Origin of the sequence: Streptomyces sp. SP18BB07, assembly GCF_036322545.1 — a bacterium.
GTDB classification, from domain to species: Bacteria; Actinomycetota; Actinomycetes; order Streptomycetales; family Streptomycetaceae; genus Streptomyces; species Streptomyces deccanensis.
The window spans coordinates 1-20,753 of record NZ_JAQYWT010000154.1 but is presented as its reverse complement, the minus strand read 5'-3'; the positions used below and the strand labels follow the sequence as shown (position 1 = coordinate 20,753).

The 20,753-nt window shown below is 68.8% G+C and carries 13 protein-coding genes; 7 read left to right on the top strand and 6 right to left on the bottom strand.

Translation table 11 applies throughout. The features are described 5' to 3' along the window. The first annotated feature begins 59 nt into the window (after positions 1–59). Positions 60–389: an SDR family oxidoreductase gene (locus tag PUR53_RS00935; protein WP_329907047.1), complete on the top strand. Its 330-nt coding sequence runs from the start codon at positions 60–62 to the stop codon at positions 387–389. 51 nt (positions 390–440) lie between these two features. Here PUR53_RS00935 and PUR53_RS00930 read toward each other — a convergent pair whose 3' ends face one another. After that, complete coding sequence (locus tag PUR53_RS00930; RefSeq protein WP_329907046.1) at positions 441–1,409, bottom strand: NADPH:quinone oxidoreductase family protein; 969 nt, start codon at positions 1,407–1,409, stop codon at positions 441–443. 46 nt (positions 1,410–1,455) lie between these two features. Then, positions 1,456–2,685, bottom strand: a complete 1,230-nt coding sequence (locus PUR53_RS00925; protein ID WP_329900138.1) for an NAD(P)/FAD-dependent oxidoreductase — start codon at positions 2,683–2,685, stop codon at positions 1,456–1,458. A 696-nt stretch (positions 2,686–3,381) separates the two neighbouring features. Between PUR53_RS00925 and PUR53_RS00920 the strand changes: the two genes are divergently transcribed. The 5 genes from PUR53_RS00920 to PUR53_RS00900 all read left to right on the top strand — a co-directional run bounded on the left by PUR53_RS00920 (position 3,382) and on the right by PUR53_RS00900 (position 9,618). After that, complete coding sequence (locus PUR53_RS00920; protein ID WP_329900139.1) at positions 3,382–5,085, top strand: PucR family transcriptional regulator; 1,704 nt, start codon at positions 3,382–3,384, stop codon at positions 5,083–5,085. Between the two features lie 206 nt (positions 5,086–5,291). Next, positions 5,292–6,191 (top strand): nitrilase-related carbon-nitrogen hydrolase, encoded by a 900-nt coding sequence (locus PUR53_RS00915; protein WP_329907045.1) that lies wholly within the window; start codon positions 5,292–5,294, stop codon positions 6,189–6,191. A gap of 1 nt (position 6,192) precedes the next feature. After that, entirely contained in the window at positions 6,193–6,981 is a 789-nt protein-coding gene (locus PUR53_RS00910) for a thioesterase family protein (RefSeq protein WP_329907044.1), read from the top strand. 23 nt (positions 6,982–7,004) lie between these two features. Beyond that, positions 7,005–8,450, top strand: coding sequence for an aldehyde dehydrogenase family protein (locus tag PUR53_RS00905; RefSeq protein WP_329907043.1), 1,446 nt, complete (start codon positions 7,005–7,007; stop codon positions 8,448–8,450). Positions 8,451–8,493: 43 nt separating this feature from the next. Continuing rightward, positions 8,494–9,618, top strand: coding sequence for an alcohol dehydrogenase family protein (locus tag PUR53_RS00900; RefSeq protein ID WP_329907042.1), 1,125 nt, complete (start codon positions 8,494–8,496; stop codon positions 9,616–9,618). Positions 9,619–10,640: 1,022 nt separating this feature from the next. Here PUR53_RS00900 and PUR53_RS00895 read toward each other — a convergent pair. Beyond that, positions 10,641–13,511, bottom strand: a complete 2,871-nt coding sequence (locus PUR53_RS00895; RefSeq protein WP_329907041.1) for an FAD-binding and (Fe-S)-binding domain-containing protein — start codon at positions 13,509–13,511, stop codon at positions 10,641–10,643. Between the two features lie 234 nt (positions 13,512–13,745). On the opposite strand from PUR53_RS00895, the gene PUR53_RS00890 reads away from it, so the two are divergent. Continuing rightward, entirely contained in the window at positions 13,746–16,058 is a 2,313-nt protein-coding gene (locus PUR53_RS00890; protein WP_329895595.1) for a molybdopterin-dependent oxidoreductase, read from the top strand. Positions 16,059–16,149: 91 nt separating this feature from the next. Here the strand turns inward: PUR53_RS00890 and PUR53_RS00885 are convergent, their stop codons facing one another. The 3 genes from PUR53_RS00885 to PUR53_RS00875 are packed head-to-tail and all read right to left on the bottom strand — an operon-like array spanning position 16,150 to position 20,606. After that, positions 16,150–17,781 (bottom strand): CocE/NonD family hydrolase, encoded by a 1,632-nt coding sequence (locus tag PUR53_RS00885; protein ID WP_329907040.1) that lies wholly within the window; start codon positions 17,779–17,781, stop codon positions 16,150–16,152. A gap of 45 nt (positions 17,782–17,826) precedes the next feature. Then, positions 17,827–18,945, bottom strand: coding sequence for a nitronate monooxygenase (locus tag PUR53_RS00880; protein WP_329895593.1), 1,119 nt, complete (start codon positions 18,943–18,945; stop codon positions 17,827–17,829). After that, entirely contained in the window at positions 18,942–20,606 is a 1,665-nt protein-coding gene (locus PUR53_RS00875; RefSeq protein WP_329907039.1) for a choline dehydrogenase, read from the bottom strand. Before PUR53_RS00875 ends, PUR53_RS00880 begins: the two co-directional genes overlap by 4 nt. Positions 20,607–20,753: the final 147 nt, after the last annotated feature.

The following is a 20,753-nucleotide window of genomic DNA, read 5'->3' as shown; positions in this document are numbered from 1 at the left end:
CCGACCGTTGCAGCGCTGCCGTGGGGGCGGCGGTGTGTGAGCCCCGCCCAGGCCGCTTCATGGGAGTCCCGGAGGCGCCGACAGCACAGGCTCGCGTCCGGCGGTCCGACGCGGACCGGTGGCCGAGCAGCGGCTCCTACACATGCCAGATGCCGCCACCACGAGGGAGAGGCCGGGCCCACCACGTCACCGGTCTCATCGAGGGCCCCATGCCAGCCTCTATGAACGACGAGGCCCGGAAGAAACTCATCGGCAAGGCTCCCATGCAGCACACGGGTGACCCCACCGACACCGCCGAGGCGGCTGCGTTCCTGAACTCGCCGGCCACCCGCTACGTCACCGGTGTCGTTCTCGATGTCGACGGCGGCATCGGCTCCTCCATCGGCTGAGCCATGGGGACTTGGAACGCGCGCGTGCTCGACGACACCTCAGAGGTGCCGTCAGGCACGCACCCTCAGGAGAGTCCGGCCGAGGGCTTCGCGCTCGCCCAGGTGCCTCAGGGCAGCCGCCGCCTGTTCCAGGGGGAAGACGGCCGAGACGGGCGGGTCCAGCCGGCCGGACTTCAGCAGCGGCAGGAGTTCGTGCCACTGGGAGTGAGCGGCCTCCGGGTCCTGCCGCCAGTACTCCGCGACACCGACGCCCAGCACCGACGTATTGGTCAGCAGCAGACGATTCACTCTGAGCGTCGGGATGCCCCCGCCCGCGAATCCCAGGACGAGCAGGCGCCCCCCGCCGTGCCGCAGCGTGCGCAGCGAGTCCAGGAAGCGGTCCCCGCCGACCGGATCGACCACGATGTCGACACCGCCGCCGTCGGTGAGGGCACGCACCTCGTCGAGGAAGCCGTCGGCAGACACAACCTCGTGTGCTCCCAGGGACCTGGCCAGTTCGGCCTTCTCCTCGGTGGACACGACCGCGATGACGCGCGCGCCGTACGACGCGGCCACCTGGCAGGCAGCGCTCCCCACCCCGCCGGCGGCTCCGTGGACGAGGACGACCTCACCGGGCCGGAGAGCACCGCGGCGGAGGAGTGCGAAATGTGCCGTCAGGTAGTTCAGGGGCAGGGCCGCCCCACGGCGGGTGTCGACGTTGTCCGGGAGGGGGAACACCATCGGCACGTCGACCGCGACCGTCCGGGCGAAGCCACCGGTCACCGGCAGGGCTGCCACGCGGTCACCGGCCCGGAATCCGCCGGAGCCGGTGCGGACCGTCCCTGACACCTCCCAGCCGGGGATGAAGGGCAGTTCAGGACGCGTCTGGTACTCCCCACGTGCCTGAAGGAGGTCCGGAAAGGTCACGCCCGCCCATTCGACGTCGATGAGTACCTGGCCCTCCCGGGGCTCCGGTTCCGGAACCTCTCGTACGGCCAAGGCATCGGGGCCCTCGAACGCGGTGAGGAGCGCGGCCTGCATTCAGTACCTCCCTATCGCCGGGGCCGTCACGAGCGGCGCCGGTCAGTCACCAGGACGAAGTCCCGGACGTCGCGGCCTGGAGTCCGGGACGGTCGGCGGCGAGCGCGGCACGCAGGGGACTCGGCTCGTCGACGATCAGCTGGGCGAGGATCTCGCCACAGGCCGGGCCGCTTGCCACCCCGTAGGAGTGACCGGTGTTGACGTAGATGCCCTCGACGCGGTCCACGATGGGAAGGTGGTCACGGGTGCGGCCGACCAGTCCCGCCCACAGCCCGGTGACACCCAGCTCACCGCGCCTGGTGCCGCGGTCCAGCGTCGTGTTGATCAGGGCGTGAGTGGCGGACATGCTGATATGCGGGTTGAGGGAGCCCGTGCCGTCGATGCTGTTGCCGACCACCAAGGCGCCTTCGGTGTTCTGGACGAGCGTGTCGTCGTAGCCGAAGTCGCCTTCCGCGCCGGGCGGTTGTGGCGCGGCGAAGAGCCGGGGGTCGTAGCCGGTCAGATCGGTCAGCGCCCCGCACCAGGCCACGCCACGCGGGCCGCGCAGGATGGGGCCCGGGGTGTAGGCGATCGGCTGGGTGACCAGCTGGCCCACCCGCGAGGTCTCGACCGGCAGGTCGATACCTTCCGAGCGCAGGTTCACCGACCAGGCGCCGGACGCCCACACCACCCCGCCCGCGTGGATGTCGCCGCGCACCGTGCGGACGCCGATGACCGAGTCGCCGCGCCGCAGCGTGCCCAGCACGGCGGTGTTCTCGTAGACCCGCACCCCGCGGCGCAGGCAGGCGGCGCCCAGCCCACGGGCGAACGCCTGGGCGTCGATCTGAGCGTCCTCGGCGCAGTGGACGGCGCCGATAGCGGACTCCGGAAGCACCGGGGAGTGTTTGCGGGCCTCGCGCGCACCGAGCAGCGAGACGTCGAGGCCGACGGCGGCACGGTCCTCGACGTACTCCTTCAGCACGGCCTTCTGCTCCTCCGTCTCGTAGAAGAACAGCCCGCCATGTCGGCGGAACTCGAAGGTGGGGCCAAGTTCCCGCTCGTACTCGGCGTAGCGTTCCAGGCCGCTTCGGGCCAGCTGGAGTTCCGTGCCGGAGCGGCGCGTCTGGAGCCACATCGCGCCCGAGTTACGGCCGGAGGCGCCGAACGCGAGGATCCGTTGCTCGGCGATGACGACGTCGTATCCGCGCTTGCTGAGCTCGAACGCGGTGCACAGGCCCACGATGCCGCCACCGACGACGACGATGTCGGCGGTGTCGAGGGCTCGAAGCTGGTCCATGCTGTCTCCCTGCGCACCTGTGGTCCGGTGGATCATACGAAGTGCCTTCGGCACTGGTCACTGCGCGGCCAGCCACTCTGTTCCTGCTTCCTTCAGGTCGGTGGCGAAGTCCTGGTGTCCCGGGATCTCATAGGCCGCCATGACGCCACGTCGTCGACGGGCATGGCGCTCTTGCCGGGCCAAGCGGTGACCGCGCGATGGTCGCCTCGTACAGCCGCAGCGGCTCGACCCACAACCCCTCCTCCAGAGCGAGGGAACGCAGAATCCCCGCCCGCCGACTCCTCGGCGGCAGCGTGGGTGGAGGTGGTGTTCCGGAGCGTGTCCTCGGTCGCCATGGTGTGCTTGGCCACCGCCACGGTCGCTGCGGCCGAGCCGACGACCAGGTTCCAGCTCGTAGCCCTGGATGAAGACCTTCTCCGGCGCCACCTGGCTCACGGCCGACCGCCGACAAGGCTCGACCTCTCCGAGGTGCTGCGGCTCCATTAGCGTCTCCACCCCCTTTCGGGCGTCCACGTGTTTCACGCCCGACGGTAGCCGGGATCCCGCCTCCGCCCCATCAGAATTCTCATCACCGCACAGCAGGTTCCTGAGATATATCCTGAAAGCACCTGACCGATTATTGCCTAGCCTGTCCGGAACACCAGGGTTTGCTGGTAGGTGGCTGAACGTTCCACACTGACGTAGGGAACCTTCCAAATGAGGCATGACGGGACTGGTTGCACGCTCGGCGATCTCCTCGGCAACGAGCGGCTGCGGCTGACTCTGCTCGTGGTCCCGGCGGGAGCGGAATCCCGGCCGGTGCACGGAGCACGGCTGGCCTCGGGAGGCGCCGATCTCGCCGAGGTCGGAGAAGACGTCGTCCTCGTGGCCGCGACCCGCCCCGCTACCGATGGCGACCTGCTCGGCGGTGTCGCCGACGCCCTCGCCCTGCCCGGTTCCAGGGTCATCGTCGTATGGCTGCCGCCGGGCGCCTCGTCCAAAGGCCTGGAGCCTGCTGTGGGCCGCCATATCCTGCTGGGCCTTCCTGATGACGTCGATCCGACGGAACTCATCGCCGAGATCGCCCGCTCGACCGCGCGAGCCGACGAGGCACCGACCAGGCGCCTGACGTCACTGCAGCGCTCGCTGACCCAGTCGCTGACCGAACCCGATCCGCTGCGGGCACTGACCGCGCGGGTCGCCAAGATCTGCAACGCGGTCGTCACACTCGTCGACAGCCACGGCGGCGTTGTGCACGCCTCGGGGCCCTTGCCGCTGTCCCTGCTCTTCCCGGAGATCGCGCGCACCCAGAGCGAGGCCCAGAGGTTCACCGTCGAAGGCTGGTACGGCATGGCGGTCAGGGTCGCCACCAGTGCCTCTGCCGGTGAGCGGACCGGCTGGCTCGTCGCGGCCGGCCGCCGCCCGGCCTTCCCGGACCAGTATTCCGAGGCGGCGTTGTACATCGCCGCCTCGCTCGCCGAGACCAGCCTCCAGATCGAACTCACCGCCCAGCGCCAGGAACGGGCGGTGCGCAGCGCCGTACTCGAAGAGGCCCTGGCACTGCGTCTGGAGCGACACGACGCCGAGTTGGCGGGCCGCATCGCCTCGCTGGGACTGTCCTTCGAACAGGAGACGCGGGTGGTCGTCGCGGAGCCTGCCCTCGGCGCGACCACCGCCCGGGACGTGGCAGCCCTGGAGTCGCTGCATGCCGGCCTGCAACGCACACTGGTCGGCGAAGGTCTCCCCCACCTTCTTGTCCTGCGCGAATCCGCCCTGGTCGGCCTCGTGCAAGCTTCGTCGTCCGCCGTCAGACGTGCCTTCGTCAAGGCGGGCACACCGACGGAGGGCTTGGTGCTGGGTATCGGACGGGACACGGCCGGCGTCGGGCACGTGGTCGACTCCTACCACGACGCCCAACTCGCCCTCCGCGTGCTGCGCCGCGACGGCACAGGGCGACGTCTGATGGCCTACGAGGAATTCGACTTCGCCACCCGTCTGTTCTCGGACGTCGGTCTCGACCGCATGGGCGAGTGGGCGAGGGAACTTCTCCGCCCGCTGGAGGACAACCAGATCATGTTGGCCACCCTCTCCACCTACTTCGAGCACCGGCAGAACATCATGACCGCGGCCGACGCGTTGGCCGTACATCACAACTCACTGCGCTACCGCCTGTCGAAGATCGAGTCTGCCCTAGACCTGAGCCTGCGGGATCCATCGGCGGTCTCGTCCCTGTTCCTCGCCTTGACCGCGCTTTCCATGGTGGAGGCGGAGTCCTGGGATCAGCGCCGGATCAGACCGGCCGACCGAGAGGATCCCAGCGAGATCCGCGGTGCCGGGGCGACGGGCAGCGTGCTCGCAGACCCGGAACGGGGGCTGGCCCTCTCCGCACGTTTCGGTGCGGCGCTCGGACCGGAACGCTGACCGCGTCTCCTCATCCGCAACCGCCGGAACCGGCCGAAGACGGCTTGGAAGGATTACAGGGAACGCACTCGGCCCTTGTCATAAGTGACGAGTGAGCCGCCGCGACAGAGCCTATACGGTCGCCTTTACGGGCGGCGACGGAGCCTTTTACGGCAGGAGCCATCGCCCAGCCTCCGGTCATCTCCGGAAAAGGAGTCCCAGAAATCATGGTGTCGCTGAACGTCGCTGTCACCCAATTCGAGCTGCGCCCCGAGCGGGACCTCGATCAATTCCTCGCCCACACCGAGGATCTCGTGCGCCGCGCCGCCCACCAGAACGCGGAGGTCGTGCTCTTCCCCGAACTCGCCAGTACCGGGCTCCTCGGATCCATCACCGACCACGAGGTGACCACCGCGACGATCAAATCGGCCTACTGGGATGTCCTGCCCACCTTCACCGACTCAATCGTCGACGGCCTTCGAAGCATGGCCAAGAACCACAACATCGTGGTGGCGGGCGGCAGCCACAACCGCGTGCACAGCGACGGCTCACTGCGCAACACCGCCTTCGTCGTCCACCCTGACGGCCGCGTCGAATCCCAGGACAAGACCCACCTGACGCCCCAGGAGCACGCGCTCGGCACCCGCGGCGGCGACGAACTGCTGGTCACCAGGATCGGATCGTTCACCGCGGGCGTGCTCATCTGTGCCGACATCCAGTTCCCGGAGCTGTCCCGGCACCTGGTGCGCAAGGGCGTCGACCTGATCCTGTGCCCCTCGCTCACCTGGAACCGGCGAGGCGTGCACCGGGTCCGCACCGGATGCCAGGCGCGCGCCATCGAGAACCAGCTCTACGTCGCGATGTCGCCCCTGATCGGCCACAACGGCCTGCCGGCGGACGCGCCCATGCACGCGACCGGCAGCGCCCTGGTCACCGGCCCCGTCGACAGGACCGTCGGGGTCAACGACGGGGTACTGGCCAAGGCCGAGTCGTCCGAGGAGGACCTGGTGGTGGTGTCCCTGGACCACGACCTCCTGCTGGCCTCGCGGGCGAACCCCGAAGCGCCCGGGCTCGCGCTCCAGCGGCCCGACCTGTACGCGAAACTCCTGGCGGAAGCGGGAGCCTGACGTGTTCACCCACACGCACCGGGTGCGCAATCACGAGGTCGACACTCAGGGCTTCCTCTTCAACAGCCGCTATCTGGAGCTGGCCGACGTCGCCATGACCGAGTTCTTCCGCGAACTCGGCTGGACCTACGCGAAGTTGGTCGAGGGCGGAACCGACCCGTCGGTGGTGAGCGCGCGGCAGACATTCCTGTCGCCGGCCCGCTTCGACGACGTCCTCGACGTGGATGTCGCGTGCCGGCGTGTGGGGACGTCCAGCTTCCAGCTCGACATGGCCGTCACGCGTGACGGAACGAAGATCGCGGAGATCGAGTTGGTCTACGTCAACGTCGACGCCGAGGCCGCGCGGTCCCGCCCGCTGCCCGAGGACGTCGCACAGGCCCTCCGTGACTCTCTCGCCCCAGAGCCTTCACAGCCGAGGAGACAGACAGAAATGACCCGCCCCAACGCTTCCAAACCGGCCTTTGCGCCGGCCAACGTCAAGCGTTTCGGCCCCGCCGAGATCGAGCATCGCACCGCGGACTCCGGCCTCGACCAACTCGGCACCTACTTCATGACGTTCGACGAGCCGGGGCACAGCGACCCGTGGACGCTCCAGTACGAGGAGACGGTCTATGTCCTCGACGGGCGAGCGGAGTTCCTCGTCGTGGAAGACGGCGTCGACGTCCCGCTGACCGGGGAGGCGGAAGAGCTGATCGTCCTGCCCCGAGGCACCACCGTCCGCTACGGAGCGGTTCCGGGCACGCGTCTCCTCCTGTCGATCACACCGGTCGACTGGCGAAACCAGGCATAGCCGATGCACAAGGAGTGGCAACGATGAGCAAGCCGATGGTCGAGGACCGAAGCGCTGCGGCGGCGTTCGCAGCAGACATCACCGACACCGACGCCGCGGTCGTCATCGACCCGGCGACCGAGAAGGCCATCGCCGCCTATCGGATCGCGACGGAGGCCGATGTCGACGAGGCCGTGCAGCGGGCAGCGGCAGCGGCGAAGGCGTGGGGGAACACCCCTCCTGCCGAACGCGCCGAAATCCTCCTCAAGATCGCCGACGTGATCCAGGAACGGGCGGAGGAGTTCGCCCAGCTCGAAAGCGAGAACGTCGGCCAGCCGATCACAGTCGCCCAGGGGGCGATGCCCTGGGTGTGGGACGTCATCCGTTTCAACGCGGGCGCGGCGCGCACGTCTTCCGTTCCCGCCACCGGCGAGTACGCGAACAACAGCACCTCGTGGGTGCGCCGCGAGCCCATCGGTGTCGTCGGCCTGATCACCCCCTGGAACTATCCCCTCCTGATGGCGGCCTGGAAGATCTCCGCTGCCGTCGCCGCAGGCAACACGGCGGTCATCAAGCCGTCGGAGCTGACTCCGACCAGCACCATCCTCTTCGTCGACATCGCGAATCAGTTCCTCCCCGAGGGCGTGCTCAACCTCGTACTGGGAGACTCGACCACCGGCAAGGCCCTGGTCGCGCACCCCACCGTCCGGATGATCTCGCTCACGGGAGACGTCGCGACCGGAAAGGCCGTCGCGGAGTCGGGCGCCCGGACGCTGAAGCGGATCGGCCTCGAACTCGGGGGCAAGGCTCCGGTCCTGGTCTTCGCCGACAGCCCGATTCGTGAGACCGCGCGGGACCTCGTGGAGTTCGGATACTCCAACAGCGGCCAGGACTGCACGGCCGCGTGCCGCATCATCGTCGAGGACTCGGCGTACGAAGAGTTCGTCGAGGCCTACTGCGAAGCAGCGGAGAAGTTGCGCGTGGGAGACCCCTCCGACCCGGAGACGGAGATCGGTCCGCTGATCTCCGAGCGTCAGCTGGCCCGGGTCGCCGGCTTCGTGGACCGCGCGCGCGACAACGGCGCGACCGTGCGGATCGGCGGACGGCGGCTCGACCGCCCGGGCTGGTTCTACGCCCCCACGGTCATCACCGACGCCGACCAGTCGGACGAGATCATCCAGCGCGAGGTCTTCGGGCCGGTGATCACGATCCAGCGCGGGCACAGTGACGACGAAATGCTCGACATGGCCAACGGAGTCGAGTACGGCCTGTCGGCGAGTGTCTGGACCACCAACCTCGCAAGGACCATGCGTCTCACGCGGGAGCTCGATTTCGGAACCGTGTGGGTGAACCAGCAGATCTTCATCGCCTCGGAGATGCCGTTCGGCGGCTTCCGGAACTCGGGATACGGCAAGGAGCTGTCCCCGCACGGGATCGACGAGTACTCCAAGTTCAAGCACGTGATGGTCAACCCCGAGTTGGCGAGCTAGCCGAGAAATGGACGTCAGTGATTCCATGAATTCCCGTACCCGAGTGAACGCCCCATCCGCACCGGCCGTCCCTGTTCCGGCCACCATGCGGGCCACTGTGCTGACCGGCCACGGCGGTATCGACAAGCTCGTCTTCCACGATGCCTACCCCACCCCGGCACCGGCGGAGGGAGAAGTACTGGTCCGGGTGGGCGCCTGCGGCATGAACAACACGGACATCAACACGCGGACGGGCTGGTACGACTCAGTCGTCGAGTCCGCTGTGTCCGAGGAACTGGGCCTACAGGGGCGGTCGGACGGGGCGGCATCCTCGTGGAACAGCTCCACGGTCGACTTCCCCCGGATCCAGGGCGCCGCGGTGGTGGGTCACATCGCCGGCGTGGGGCCGGGAGGAGACCCTGGCCGCATCGGTGAACGGGTGATCGTGGACCCCTCGGTCCGCGACGCCTCCCTGCCGCCCCACGCACAGTTGGTGCAGTACCTGGGCAGCGAGCGCGACGGGGGCTACGCGGACTATGTGGCAGTGCCCGCGGGCAACGCCCACCACGTCGACTCGCCGCTGTCCGACGCCGAGTTGGCCACGTTTCCGTGCTCGTACGACACCGCCGAGGAGATGCTGCAGCGCGCCCGGCTGACGGACGGCGAGACCATCGTCGTCACCGGTGCCGCCGGCGGTGTCGGAACGGCACTCATCCAACTGGCGAGCCTGCGCGGTGCACGCGTCGTGGCCGTCGCCGGCGCTGCCAAGGAGAAGCGGCTTCGCGCACTCGGGGCGGACGAGTTCGTCGCCCGCGAGAGCGACGACGTCCAGCGGGAGATCGAGCGCGTCATCGGTGAACGAGGCGCCCATGTCGCCGCGGATGTCGTCGGCGGGCCGGTGTTCGACGTGTTGCTGAAGGTACTCCGCCGCGGCGGCCGGTACACCACCGCCGGGGCGATCGCGGGTCCGGTCACGAGGATCGACCTGCGCGACCTGATCTACAAGGACCTCGAGATGCACGGCATCACCAATCCGACCGCAGCGACCTTCGCCCGTCTGGTGGACCTGATCCGGGCCGGCAGGCTCCAGCCTCTGCTGGAGGAGTCTTTCCCGCTGGAGGACCTGCCTCAGGGCCAGGCACGGCTGCTGAAGCGCACGCACATCGGCAAGTTCGTGGTCACGACGTGAGCTGACAGCCGCCTCGGCCGACTCAGCCGGTGCATGACAGCGTGTCGAGTTCAGGGCCCCCCGTTGGCCTCGCTGACGATGCGAGCATGGCCGGGCTCGTAGCGTAGGGCCTATCTGCGGTGCTGCGAGTCCAGCGGGCGTCCGGGCCGGATCACGCCCGGCCCGAGGCCGAGCACCTCGAACCGGGCGGGCAAGCTGCCCGGCGATCAGGTCGGCGGCGAGGGCATGATGGATGAGTTCGGCGGAGCCGACGGAGACGACCGTCTGTGCGCGGACTCTGGCCTGCGCGAGGCTGCTGCGCCGTTCGTCCAGCAGCGCATCCGTTGAGTTCTCGCGTCGCACCGGCCTTGCGTCGTCTTGGAGAGCGGCGACGCATGCCGCTGCGGCGGCGTCAAGGCGGTCGTTCTTCCGGCCTGCGCCGGGGTGAGATCTGGCGGACCCGCGCGGGTGCGCTGGGTGGGACGACAACGACCTGTTCTCCCCGGCCGAGCAGCAATGAAGTCCGATGGTGTCCCAGTCCAGCATGCGCTGGTGCTCGTGGACCGAGGGCGGCGCACAACCGATCGCCTCGCGCGGCGAGGTCACGGTCCAGGAGACCGTATCGACCGCCCCCGTTATGGTTTCCGCGGTCCTGCAACAGGCCGCGGAAACATAACGGGGGCGGTTTCGTTTCTCAGTGCCGCCGCGCGAGACGCGGTGGCACTGGCTGGGGCTGCTCACCAGGCGCGCAGGGACTGTGCAATGCCGCGCAGGGCGTGCACGTGACGCTCTCCGCGCTTACTTCGGCTACTGCTCGATCTTCAGGCGTCGCTGGGTGACTGTGACCGGCTCGCCGCTCATTCGCTCGTTGATCCACGGCCCGGCGCGGGCGTGGCAAGCGTGGAAGGCGCCGACCTAGGCGGGCGGGAGGCCGGTCAGGTCCTCGACGCAGGCCGGTTCGGCGAAGGGCCTGGTACTGAGCCGCCCGACATCGAGCACCGCGTGGAGATCGCTAAGGCGCCGGTCCCTACGAGCCGGTGACTTCAGTCCCCAGCCGCCCCCGGGTCGATGAGTTCGGCCAGGTGCAAGCTCTGCCGGTCGGGGGCGAGTTGTCTGACCTGCATGGAGCAGCTGAACCCGTCGGCGAGGACCGGTGTTTCCGGTGCGGCCCGCTTGAGGGCGGGGGCAAGAGCCTGTTGGGCGACCTTCATGGAGACGTCGTAGTGCTCGGACTCGAAACCGAAGGTGCCGGCGACGCCGCAGCATCCCGTGGCCTCGTCGACCTCGGCGACGCCCAGGGCGGCGAGCGCCTTTCGCTGGACGGCGGCACCGAAGGCCGAGTACTCGTGGCAGTGGGTCTGCACAGTGACCGACGGCGGCATCGTCGGCGGCTGCCAACCGCCGTCGACCCACTCCAGCACGGCTTCCGCGAAACTGCGGACCCGGGAGGACACCCTCTCGGCCGCTTGCGTGCCCAGGAGTTCCGGGGCCTCCTGCTTCAGCGCGGCCGCGCAGCTCGGCTCAATGACGACGATGGGAGTGTCCGTACCGTCGTCGAGCTTCGCGACGGTCTTGGACAGCACCTTCTTGGCGGTGTCGAGCTGGCCCGTCGTGATCCAGGTCAGCCCGCAACACGCGTCGGTCTCGCAGGTGACCTGGCGGCCGGAGCCGACCGCGACCCGTGCGGCGGCACCAGCCACCTCCGGCCGGAATCCCTTCGTGAAGGAGTCGACGAACAGGACGACATCAGTACCTCCCGCATCGGCGCCGGCGTCCGCCAGCTCCTTGCGCAGCCTGCGTCGCGAGGCGAACCTGGGCAGCGTGCGTTCGGTCGTCAGGCCCCCTGCCCGGGCCACGACCTTGCTGAGCGGTGAGGCGAGCACCGCGTTGACCAGCGGGCTGACGCGCCCCGTGAGCCTGAGCCAGCGGGGCAGCCAGCCGAGCGAGAAGTGCGACATGGGCCGCATACGACCCGCGTAGTAGTGGGAGTAGAACTCGGATTTGTACGTCGCCATGTCGACGCCCGCGGGGCAGTCGTGCGAGCAGGCCTTGCACGCCAGGCAGAGGTCGAGCGCCGCGCGGACGTCGTCAGAGCGCCACCCCTCACCGACGCTCCGCGCGCCCCGGACCATGTCCTGCAGTACTCGGGCACGGCCGCGGGTGGAGTCCTTCTCGTCACCCGTGGCCCGGAAGCTCGGGCACATGACGCCGCCGGAGTCCGCACGGCACCGTCCCACGCCGATGCATCCCTGCACCGCGTGGACCCAAGGGTCCGTCCCGGCCGCCTCGGCGTCGACGGGGCTGAGCGTGAAGTGGGTGCGCCATTCGCGGTCGGGGACTCCGGCCAGTGCGAGGTTCGCGTCGATCGGGTCCGGCTGGGTGATCGACCCGGGGTTGAGCAGCCCCGAGCCGTCCCAGATGCCGCGGTAGGCCTCGAAGGCGGTGAGTACGGACGGGCTGTACATGATCGGGAGGAACTCGGACCTGGCCCGTCCGTCGCCGTGTTCGCCGGAGAGCGACCCGCCATGTCGTACGACCAGTTCGGCGGCGGCCGCGGTGAACTCCCGGTACACCTTCCGGCCCGCGTCGGTGCGCAGGTCGTAGGTGATGCGGATGTGCATGCACCCGGCCCCGAAGTGCCCGTACATGATGCCCGTCAGCCCGTGCTCGTCCAGGAGCCGACGGAAGTCGGCCAGATACTCGGCGAGATGCTCTGGGGCGACGGCGGAGTCCTCCCACCCCGGCCAGGACTCGCCGCCACTCGCGGGCCGGGACGACAGACCGGCACCGTCCTCGCGCACTCGCCACAGCGTCGCCCGCTCGTGTGGGTCGGGAACGGCGCGGCCGTCCACCAGGCGCCCGCCTGCCTCCAGCCGTTCGAGCAGCAGGGCGGCATCAGCGGCCACGTCCTCCGGACGCTCTCCGTCGAGGTCGACATAGAGGAATGCCTTGCCCCTGGGCATGCCCTGGACGGAGTCCACACCGCGGCGCAGCCGCATCGTGTCGACGATGACCTCGTCGATTCCTTCCACGGCGGCGGGCGAGAACTCCAGGATGGTGGGGATGTCCCGTGCGGCGTCGACGACGTCCGCATAGCCCAGGCACACCAGCAGCGCGCTCGGAGCCTTCGGCACGAGCCTCATCCGCGCCCGCACCACGAGGGCACAGGTGCCCTCCGAGCCGACGAGAGCCCGGGCAACATCGAAGCCCTTCTCTGGCAGCAGGTGCGAGAGGTGGTAGCCGGACACCTGCCGCTGGATGCGTCCCAGCTCCGTACGGAAGGGGGCGAGGTTGGCTTGCGCGAGTTCCTTGAGCTGCTCGCCGAGCGCGAAGGCCCTGGCCACCGCGTGCGCGTCCTCGGGGTCCGTCGCGCGCAGTCCGCCGGCGAACGCCGTGAGCTGTACGCCGTCCGAGGTGACGATGTCGAGTTCGACCACGTGGTCCGACGTCCGCCCGTACCGCACGGAGTGATTTCCGCACGCGTCGTTCCCGACCGCGCCCCCTACGGTGGCGCGGGTCTTCGACGAGGGGTCGGGCGCGAAGGTGAGGGCGCCATCGGTGGCGCTCTCCGCCGAGCGGCTGAGCACCGAGAGCACGACGCCCGCATCGACATCGGCCGTGCCGGACGTTTCGTCGATCGTGTGGATCCGGTTCATGTGGCGGGAGAAGTCCACGACCACGCCGGGACCGACGGCGTTGCCGGCCATGGAGGTTCCCCCGCCCCGGCCTACCACGGGCGTACCGGTGGCGGCACATGCCTTCACGACCGCGATGACATCGTCGACGCTGCGCGGGAAGACGACGGCCAGCGGTGGAACGCGGTAGTTGGACGCGTCGTAGGCATAGGCGGCGAGTCGGAGTCCCGAGGTCTCCACGGACACGCCGGCCGCCTCGATCCTCGACAAGACGTCCATGGGGCCAGTCACGTCAGCGCCCGTCCTTTCTGCCCGCGGGGCCGCAGTGGACGCCGGCCGTCATACGACCGGACGCACCGAAGGTCACTCGCCGGAACGCTACCGAGTCACCTGTCTCCCTGGTTTCGGAAGACGCACCAGCCATCAGCCGATCCCTCGGCTTTTCACCAGTGTCTGCCGCCTCGCACGCATGCCTAGCCTGAAGGGCCAGAGCCGTGACAACGGAGCGTGACTATGCCGACGCATCTGACCCACTGGGGAGCTTTCGAGGCTCAGACGGACGGACGGTCACTGAGGTCGGTCCGGCCGTGGTCAGGTGATCCTGACCCGCGCGACCTCATCCACAACGTGGCCTCCGCCCAGCACCATCCGACGCGGGTGCTCCGGCCGGCCGTCCGCCTCGGCTGGCTGGAGAACGGCCCCGGCAGCGGCGCGGACCGCGGCACCGAACCCTTCGTCGAGGTGTCGTGGGAGCGGGCCATCGAGCTGGTGAGTGCTGAGCTCGGGCGCGTATATACCGAGCACGGCCCGTCCGCGGTGTACGGGGGATCGTACGGCTGGGCCAGTGCCGGCCGTTTCCATCACGCCCAGAGCCAGATCCACCGGTTCCTCAACACCCTCGGCGGATACGTCGCCGGATGGAGCGACTACAGCTACGGCGCCTCCGGCATCCTGCTCCCGCACGTGGTGGGCAACGCCGGCGCCATCATGGCGGGTGCCACCTCCTGGGACGTGATCAGCGGGACCACAGACCTGTTCCTCTCCTTCGGCGGCCTGTCCGAGAAGAACAGTGGCATCAACTCCGGCGGGATCGGCCGGCACTCCGCCCGGGATGCCATCCGGCGGGCGGTGGCCCGAGGATGCCAGTTCATCGACATCACGCCGATCGCGGACGACACATACGCCGAGGCCAAGGCCGAGTGGATCGCGCCCCTGCCCGGTAGCGACGCCGCCCTGATGCTGGCCCTCGCGTTCGTGCTGGACGCCGAGGACCTCGCCGACCGAGCCTTCCTCTCCACACACTGCGTCGGCTTCGATCAGTTCCTGCCGTACCTGCGCGGGACGGTCGACGGCGTCCCGAAGAATCCCTCCTGGGCAGAGCGTCTGACCACCGTCCCCGCCGAACGGATCGTCCGCCTCGCCCGTGAAATGGCGGCGTCGCGGACCATGATCAACCTCAGCTGGTCCCTTCAGCGCCAGCAGCACGGGGAGCAGCCCATCTGGCTCGGGGTGACCCTGGCGGCGATGCTCGGACAGATCGGGCTGCCGGGCGGTGGCTTCCAGCACGGCTACGGCGCGACGGCCGAGGTAGGGCTCCCCAAGCGGGTGACCAGTGCTCCCTCACTCCCGCAGGGACGCAATGCCGAGACCTCGGGAATCCCAGTGGCGAGGATCTCGGACATGTTGCTGACGCCGGGCCGCAAGATCGATTTCGACGGGCGGCGTATCACTCTTCCGAAGATCGAGTTGGTCTACTGGGCAGGAGGAAATCCCTTCCACCATCACCAGGACCTGGCCCGCCTGCGCCGGGCGTTCATGACGCCCGCCACTGTCGTCGTCCACGAGCAGTTCTGGACCAGCACAGCACGGCACGCCGACATCGTGCTCCCGGCGACGATGACGATCGAGCGCGACGACTACGGCGCCGGCCGCAACGACCCGGCCTTCTTCCCGATGCCCGCCCTCACGGAGCCGGCCGGTGAGGCCCGGGACGACTACGCGATCTTCTCCGCCCTCGCGGCAAAGCTGGGCCGAGGAGAGAGCTTCACCGAAGGCCGCGACGTGATGGGGTGGCTCCGGCACTTGTACGACGGGTGGCGGAGCAGGCTCGCGGCGCGCGACATCGAGGTCGTCGACTTCGACACGTTCTGGAGCAGCGAGAACATTTCGATCCCCGTCATTGACGAGGATCAGGTGTTGTTCTCGGAGTTCCGGCGTGACCCCGGCGCGAATCCCCTGCCCACGGCCAGTGGAAAGATCGAGATTTATTCGTCGACCATCGCCGGGTTCGACTACGCCGACTGCCCCGGCCACCCCGTCTGGATCGCTCCCGACGAATGGCTCGGCAGTTCCGGCACCCACCACCTGCACCTGATCGCGAACCAGCCCAAGACCCGGTTGCACAGTCAGCTCGACATCGGCGACACGAGTCAGAAGGCGAAGGTCGCGGGGCGGGAGCCGCTGCGGATGCATCCCGAGGACGCGGCAGCTCGTGGTCTGTCGGACGGCGACGTCGTGCGGCTCCACAACGAGCGCGGAAGTTGCCTGGCGGGCTTGGTGGTGTCGGACGCGGTCCGGCGCGGCGTGGTCCAGCTCTCCGCGGGCGCCTGGTACGACCCCGACCCTGACGACCCGTCATTCTGCCGCCATGGCAACCCGAACGTGCTGACGGCGGACCGGCCGGCGTCGAGCCTGTCCCAGGCCACGACGGCGCAGCACGCGCTCGTGGAGGTCGAGAAATGGCTGGGCGCCGCCCCGGAGGTGACCGTGACCACCCGACCGCCCAGGCTCCTGGACTCCTCTCACCTCGACGAACTGTCCAGATGAAGCAACGAGGCTCCCAAGCCGATGAGTTGAGACGTCCAACGTCTCTCTCGACGGCTCGGGAGCCTCGTCCACGTGATGCCTGCCTGCCCGGTCAGACGATGGGAAGCGTGACGAACGACCCCGCCTCCCCGCCGACATGGAGAGTCTGGGACGCGACGCGCATCTCGCCGGTGCGCAGGCCGTCGGCGGTGTTCAGGTTGCGGTCCCACCGCGGGAAGCAACTGGAGGTCACCTGCACGCGAATGCGGTGCCCCCTCTTGAACAGCATGCTCGTGGACCACAGGTCGACCTCGACGGTGGATGCTTCGCCGGGGATGGTCTCGACGCGGGTGATGCCGTCGACGACGTTGTAGGAACGGCCGTCCGGGTGGACATCGCACAGGCGCACGACCCAGTCGGTCGTGGGGCCGTCGGTCGCCGCCGTCAGGGACGCGGTGACCCGCCCCGTCACCTCGACGTCCTCAGTGAGTACGTCGGTGGTGAAGACGAGGACGTCGTCGCGCTCCTCCACGACGCGCTGGTCGAAGGAACCCGACGGCGGATACGGCATGACGGTGGCGCCGCCGACGGTCGGTACGGGGTTCTGCGGGTCGTACGTGAAGGTGAGCGTTCCCGGGGCCGCCTCGCCGTCGGCGGCCAGTGTGCCGTCGGTGCCGAGCTGGAAGCGCGTGTCGACCGCGCGGCTCAGCGGCCACTCCGGCTCGGAGCGCCACTCGCCCGCGCCCATGACGTAGATCTTTACGGGCAGGTCGTCGTTCGGGGCCTCGCCCGTGGTCAGACACGCGTGCAGCCAGTCGAAGGTCAGGCCGAGGATGGACGTGGAGAAGTCGATGACGGACCCGTGTCCCGCGATGCCGAAGTTGATGTCCCCCTGCATCCCGGTCTGGGCGATGTGGTTCCAGGGTCCGACCACCAGCTTGGCCCCTGTCCGCTGCGCCGCGGCTGTGTAGTTGTCGATCGTGCCCTGGACGAACACGTCGTACCAGCCGGCCACATGCAGACTGGGCACCGTGACGTTCTCCTGGTGCGGAGGCACATCACCGGCGGCCATGGACGCGCGGTCCGCGAGGTGCGCCAGATCCCATCGGGCGACGACGGGATCCGTGCCGGTGGGAAGCTCGTGATACGTGGGCCCGGGGATGCCGTCGAGAGCGGCGGCGAGCGCGGCCACCTGCTTCATCAGCTCCTCCTCGTTGTCGGCATGGCGACGAACGAGCACGTCGAAGCCCATACCCAGCGCCCAGCCGCGCCCAAGGCCGAGCTCATACGCGCCGCCACGGAACGCCAGGCCGTTGTCGGTCTCACGGAAGGTCAGCGAGGGCGCGATCGCCTTCAGCGCCGCAGGCTGCAGACCCGCCGCCTGCCACTGCACATTGCCCAGATAGCTGATGCCCCACATGCCCACCGCGCCGCTGGAGCCGGGCAGTTGCGCGGCCCACTCGATGGTGTCGGCGCCGTCGGTCGCCTCGTTCACAAACGGCACGAACTCGCCCTCGGAGGCGAACCGCCCGCGTACGTCCTGGACCACGGCGATGAGCCCCCGCCGCGCGGCCAGTACGGGATCCAGGAACTGCAGCTCGTAGTTGTCCGTCTTGTCGTACGGCGTCCGGGAGACGATGACAGGCCACGGTCCCGGTCCTTCCGGACGGTAGACGTCCGCCCGCAGAACGACACCGTCGCGCATCGGGACCGGCACGTCGTACTCGATTGTCACGCCTGCCATTGCTCTCCTCCTACTGCTTTGTCGTATGGCGCGGTGATCGCCGGGCTAGTCGACGTCCGTGACCTTCTGGAGATGGTCGAGGGCGTCTACGTACTCGTTGAGCAGCCGCGTGATCTCGGACTTGACGGTGGTGTGGCCTTTCATGTCACCGACCACCTGGCCCACGGCGTAGGTCCAGTAGTCGAGATCGCGTGCGTGCTCCGCCCGCTTGTAGGGGTAGCCGTTCAGGATCGACTGCATCGGCCAGGACAGCGGCGCGGGAGCGGTGGGAGCCTGCCAGGCGTCGATGTACTTCGTCCGCAGCATCCGCCCCGGCTTGCCGGTCATGACCCGCGCTAGGAGGGCGTCCTCCGACTCTGCGGCGAAGAGCTTCTCCCGCATTTCCAGGCTGAGTTCGCTCTCCGCGGTCCCGAGCCACAGCGACCCGGTCCACACGCCCTGACAGCCCAGGGACAGCGCGGCGAGGATGTGCGAGCCGCGGGACACACCGCCGGCGGCCAGCACCGGCACGCCGGCCGCCGCCTCCACGACCTGCGGCCACAGCACCATCGACGCCACGGTGCCGACGCTGCCGCCCGCCTCCGTGCCCTGCGCGACGATGAGGTCGACCCCCGCCTCTCGCTGCTTGACCGCGTGCCGGGCGGTGCCGACGAGCGCACCGACCTGGACGCTTCGGGCGTGCGCCGCCTTCACCACCCAGTCCGGTGTGACACCGAGGGCGCCGACGACCAGGCTCACCGAGCTCCGGGCCAGCGTCACATCGAGCTGGTCACGGCTCTTCTTGTTGGTCATCGCCATCTTCCTGGCGTTCTCGACCATGTAGGCGTCGCGGTCCTCGGGAGTGAGGTCGTTCAGCCCGCCGCCGTCCAGCATGTCCTTCACGAACGCCAGGTAGCGGTCCGGGATCGAGGCCAGATACTCCTCGGGAGTCTTCTCGTCGTCCATCGCCGTGCCCGGGAAGACCAGGTCCACGCCGAAGGGCTTGCCGTCGACCTCCCGCTCCAGCCACTCGATCGACATGTCGAGCTCTTCGGGAGTCATCCATGCGGCGCCGAGCACGCCCATGCCTCCGGCCTTCGTGACGGCCGCGACGACGTCCCGGCAGTGGGAGAAGGCGAAGAGGGGGAGCTCGATGCCGAGGCTGTCGGTCACATCGGTTTTCATCGGGAGACCTTCTCGTGGCGGTAGAAGTCGACGTGCTCGGGAGCCAGCGGCTCGTTGCCCAGGATCAGGTCCGCGGCCTTCTCGGCGATCATCATGACCGGGGCGTAGAGATTCGCGTTGGGAATGACGGGCATCACCGAGGCGTCCACGACGCGAATCCCGTCCAGACCGTGAACGCGCATGGTCTGCGGATCAACGACGGCCTCGTCGTCGGTGCCCATCTTGGCCGTGCCGCAGGGGTGGTACGTCGTCTCGGCGTCGCGGGCCACCCACGCGAGGATCTCCTCGTCGGTCCTGATGTCGGGTCCTGGTGAGAGTTCGCCGCCGTTGAAGGGCGCGAACGCGGGCTGGTTCAGCAGCTCCCGCGTGACGCGGACACCGTCGATCCAGTCCTGGCGGTCCTGCTCGGTCGACAGGTAGTTGAAGGTGAGGACCGGGGCCTGGAGGGGATCGTTGGCGCGCAGCTTCACATGCCCCTTCGACTGGGGAGTCTGCGGTCCGAGGTTGATCTGGTAGGCGTGCTCCGTCGGGGCGGGCGTGCCGTCGTTGCGCACGCCCAGGGCGAGCATGGTCAGCATCTGGTTCGGCATCGGTACGTCTTCGTTGGAGCGGACGAACCCGCCGGCCTCGAAGTGATTGCTGGCGGCCGGACCCTCACGCTTCAGCAGCCACTTGGCCCCGATGCCCGGCCATGACTTCATCTTGAGAATGCCTGCCATCGAGACCGGCTGCGTACAGCCGTACATGACGAACGCTTCGAGGTGGTCCTGCATGTTCTCGCCGACCCCGGGCAGGTCCTCGACCACATCGATGCCGAGCCGGCTCAGCTCCTTGCCGTTGCCCACACCGGAGAGTTGCAGGAGCTGCGGCGAGTTGAACGCTCCGCCGCAGAGGATGATCTCCTTGCCGCGGACGACCGTTCTGCCGTCCCGCCGCGAGGCGAGTTCGACGCCCACCGCGCGCTTGCCCTTGAAGACGACCCGGCTGACGAGGGCGCCGGTCATCACATCCAGGTTCTTCCGGTCGCGGATGGGCGCGAAGTACGTGCGGGCCGCGTCGTAGCGCTCGCCGTTCTCGATGTTGCAGTCGAAGGGTGCGAACCCCTCCTGGCGGTAGCCGTTGACGTCGTCGACCACTTCGTGGCCGGCCTGCCGCGCGGCTTCGAAGAGCGCGCCGAACAGCGGGTTCTCGACCTTGTGCCGGTGGACCGGGATAGGCCCGGAGTGGCCGCGGTAGACACCGCGCGGATCACTGCCGACGAGACGTTCGAGTCGCTTGAAGTAGGGCAGGGTGTGGGCGTAGCTCCAGGTCTCCATGCCCGGTGCCTCGGCCCAGCCCTCGTAGACGAGGGGGTTGGCGCGCTGGAAGAACATGCCGTTCATGGAGCTGGAGCCACCCATGAGCTTGCCCCGGTAGTGCGCGATCCTCCGGTTGGCCAGCATGGGCTCGGGCTCGGACTTGTACTGCCAGTCGTAGAGCTTGTGGCCCATGACGAAGAGAAAGGCGGCCGGCACGCGCACGGGGTAGTCGAATCTGGAGTGTCGCCGACCGGCCTCCAGGACCAGGACCCGACTGCGGCCGTCGGCCGTCAGACGGTTGGCGAGCACGCAGCCGGCCGAACCGCCGCCGACGATGATGTAGTCATAGCCGTCATGCTTCATGAGACGTCCATACCTTTCTTCGTGGGTTGATCGCGGTCATTCGTAAGATCGGGACACCCAGGGATGCCGGGTATGGCTTTCATGCGAGTGCCGCTTTCGTGGCTGAGGAGGATTGGCCGCCCGGCATCCCGCGACGACTCGACTGCT

What these genes read in the sequence shown, in the direction of transcription:
- PUR53_RS00885 (WP_329907040.1), bottom strand. Translation starts at nt 17,781, where the DNA reads ATGGCAGGCGTGACAATCGAGTACGACGTGCCGGTCCCGATGCGCGAC.
- PUR53_RS00905 (WP_329907043.1), top strand. Translation starts at nt 7,005, where the DNA reads ATGAGCAAGCCGATGGTCGAGGACCGAAGCGCTGCGGCGGCGTTCGCA.
- PUR53_RS00925 (WP_329900138.1), bottom strand. Translation starts at nt 2,685, where the DNA reads ATGGACCAGCTTCGAGCCCTCGACACCGCCGACATCGTCGTCGTCGGT.
- PUR53_RS00920 (WP_329900139.1), top strand. Translation starts at nt 3,382, where the DNA reads ATGAGGCATGACGGGACTGGTTGCACGCTCGGCGATCTCCTCGGCAAC.
- PUR53_RS00880 (WP_329895593.1), bottom strand. Translation starts at nt 18,945, where the DNA reads ATGAAAACCGATGTGACCGACAGCCTCGGCATCGAGCTCCCCCTCTTC.
- PUR53_RS00935 (WP_329907047.1), top strand. Translation starts at nt 60, where the DNA reads ATGGGAGTCCCGGAGGCGCCGACAGCACAGGCTCGCGTCCGGCGGTCC.
- PUR53_RS00895 (WP_329907041.1), bottom strand. Translation starts at nt 13,511, where the DNA reads ATGGACGTCTTGTCGAGGATCGAGGCGGCCGGCGTGTCCGTGGAGACC.
- PUR53_RS00875 (WP_329907039.1), bottom strand. Translation starts at nt 20,606, where the DNA reads ATGAAGCATGACGGCTATGACTACATCATCGTCGGCGGCGGTTCGGCC.
- PUR53_RS00930 (WP_329907046.1), bottom strand. Translation starts at nt 1,409, where the DNA reads ATGCAGGCCGCGCTCCTCACCGCGTTCGAGGGCCCCGATGCCTTGGCC.
- PUR53_RS00890 (WP_329895595.1), top strand. Translation starts at nt 13,746, where the DNA reads ATGCCGACGCATCTGACCCACTGGGGAGCTTTCGAGGCTCAGACGGAC.
- PUR53_RS00915 (WP_329907045.1), top strand. Translation starts at nt 5,292, where the DNA reads ATGGTGTCGCTGAACGTCGCTGTCACCCAATTCGAGCTGCGCCCCGAG.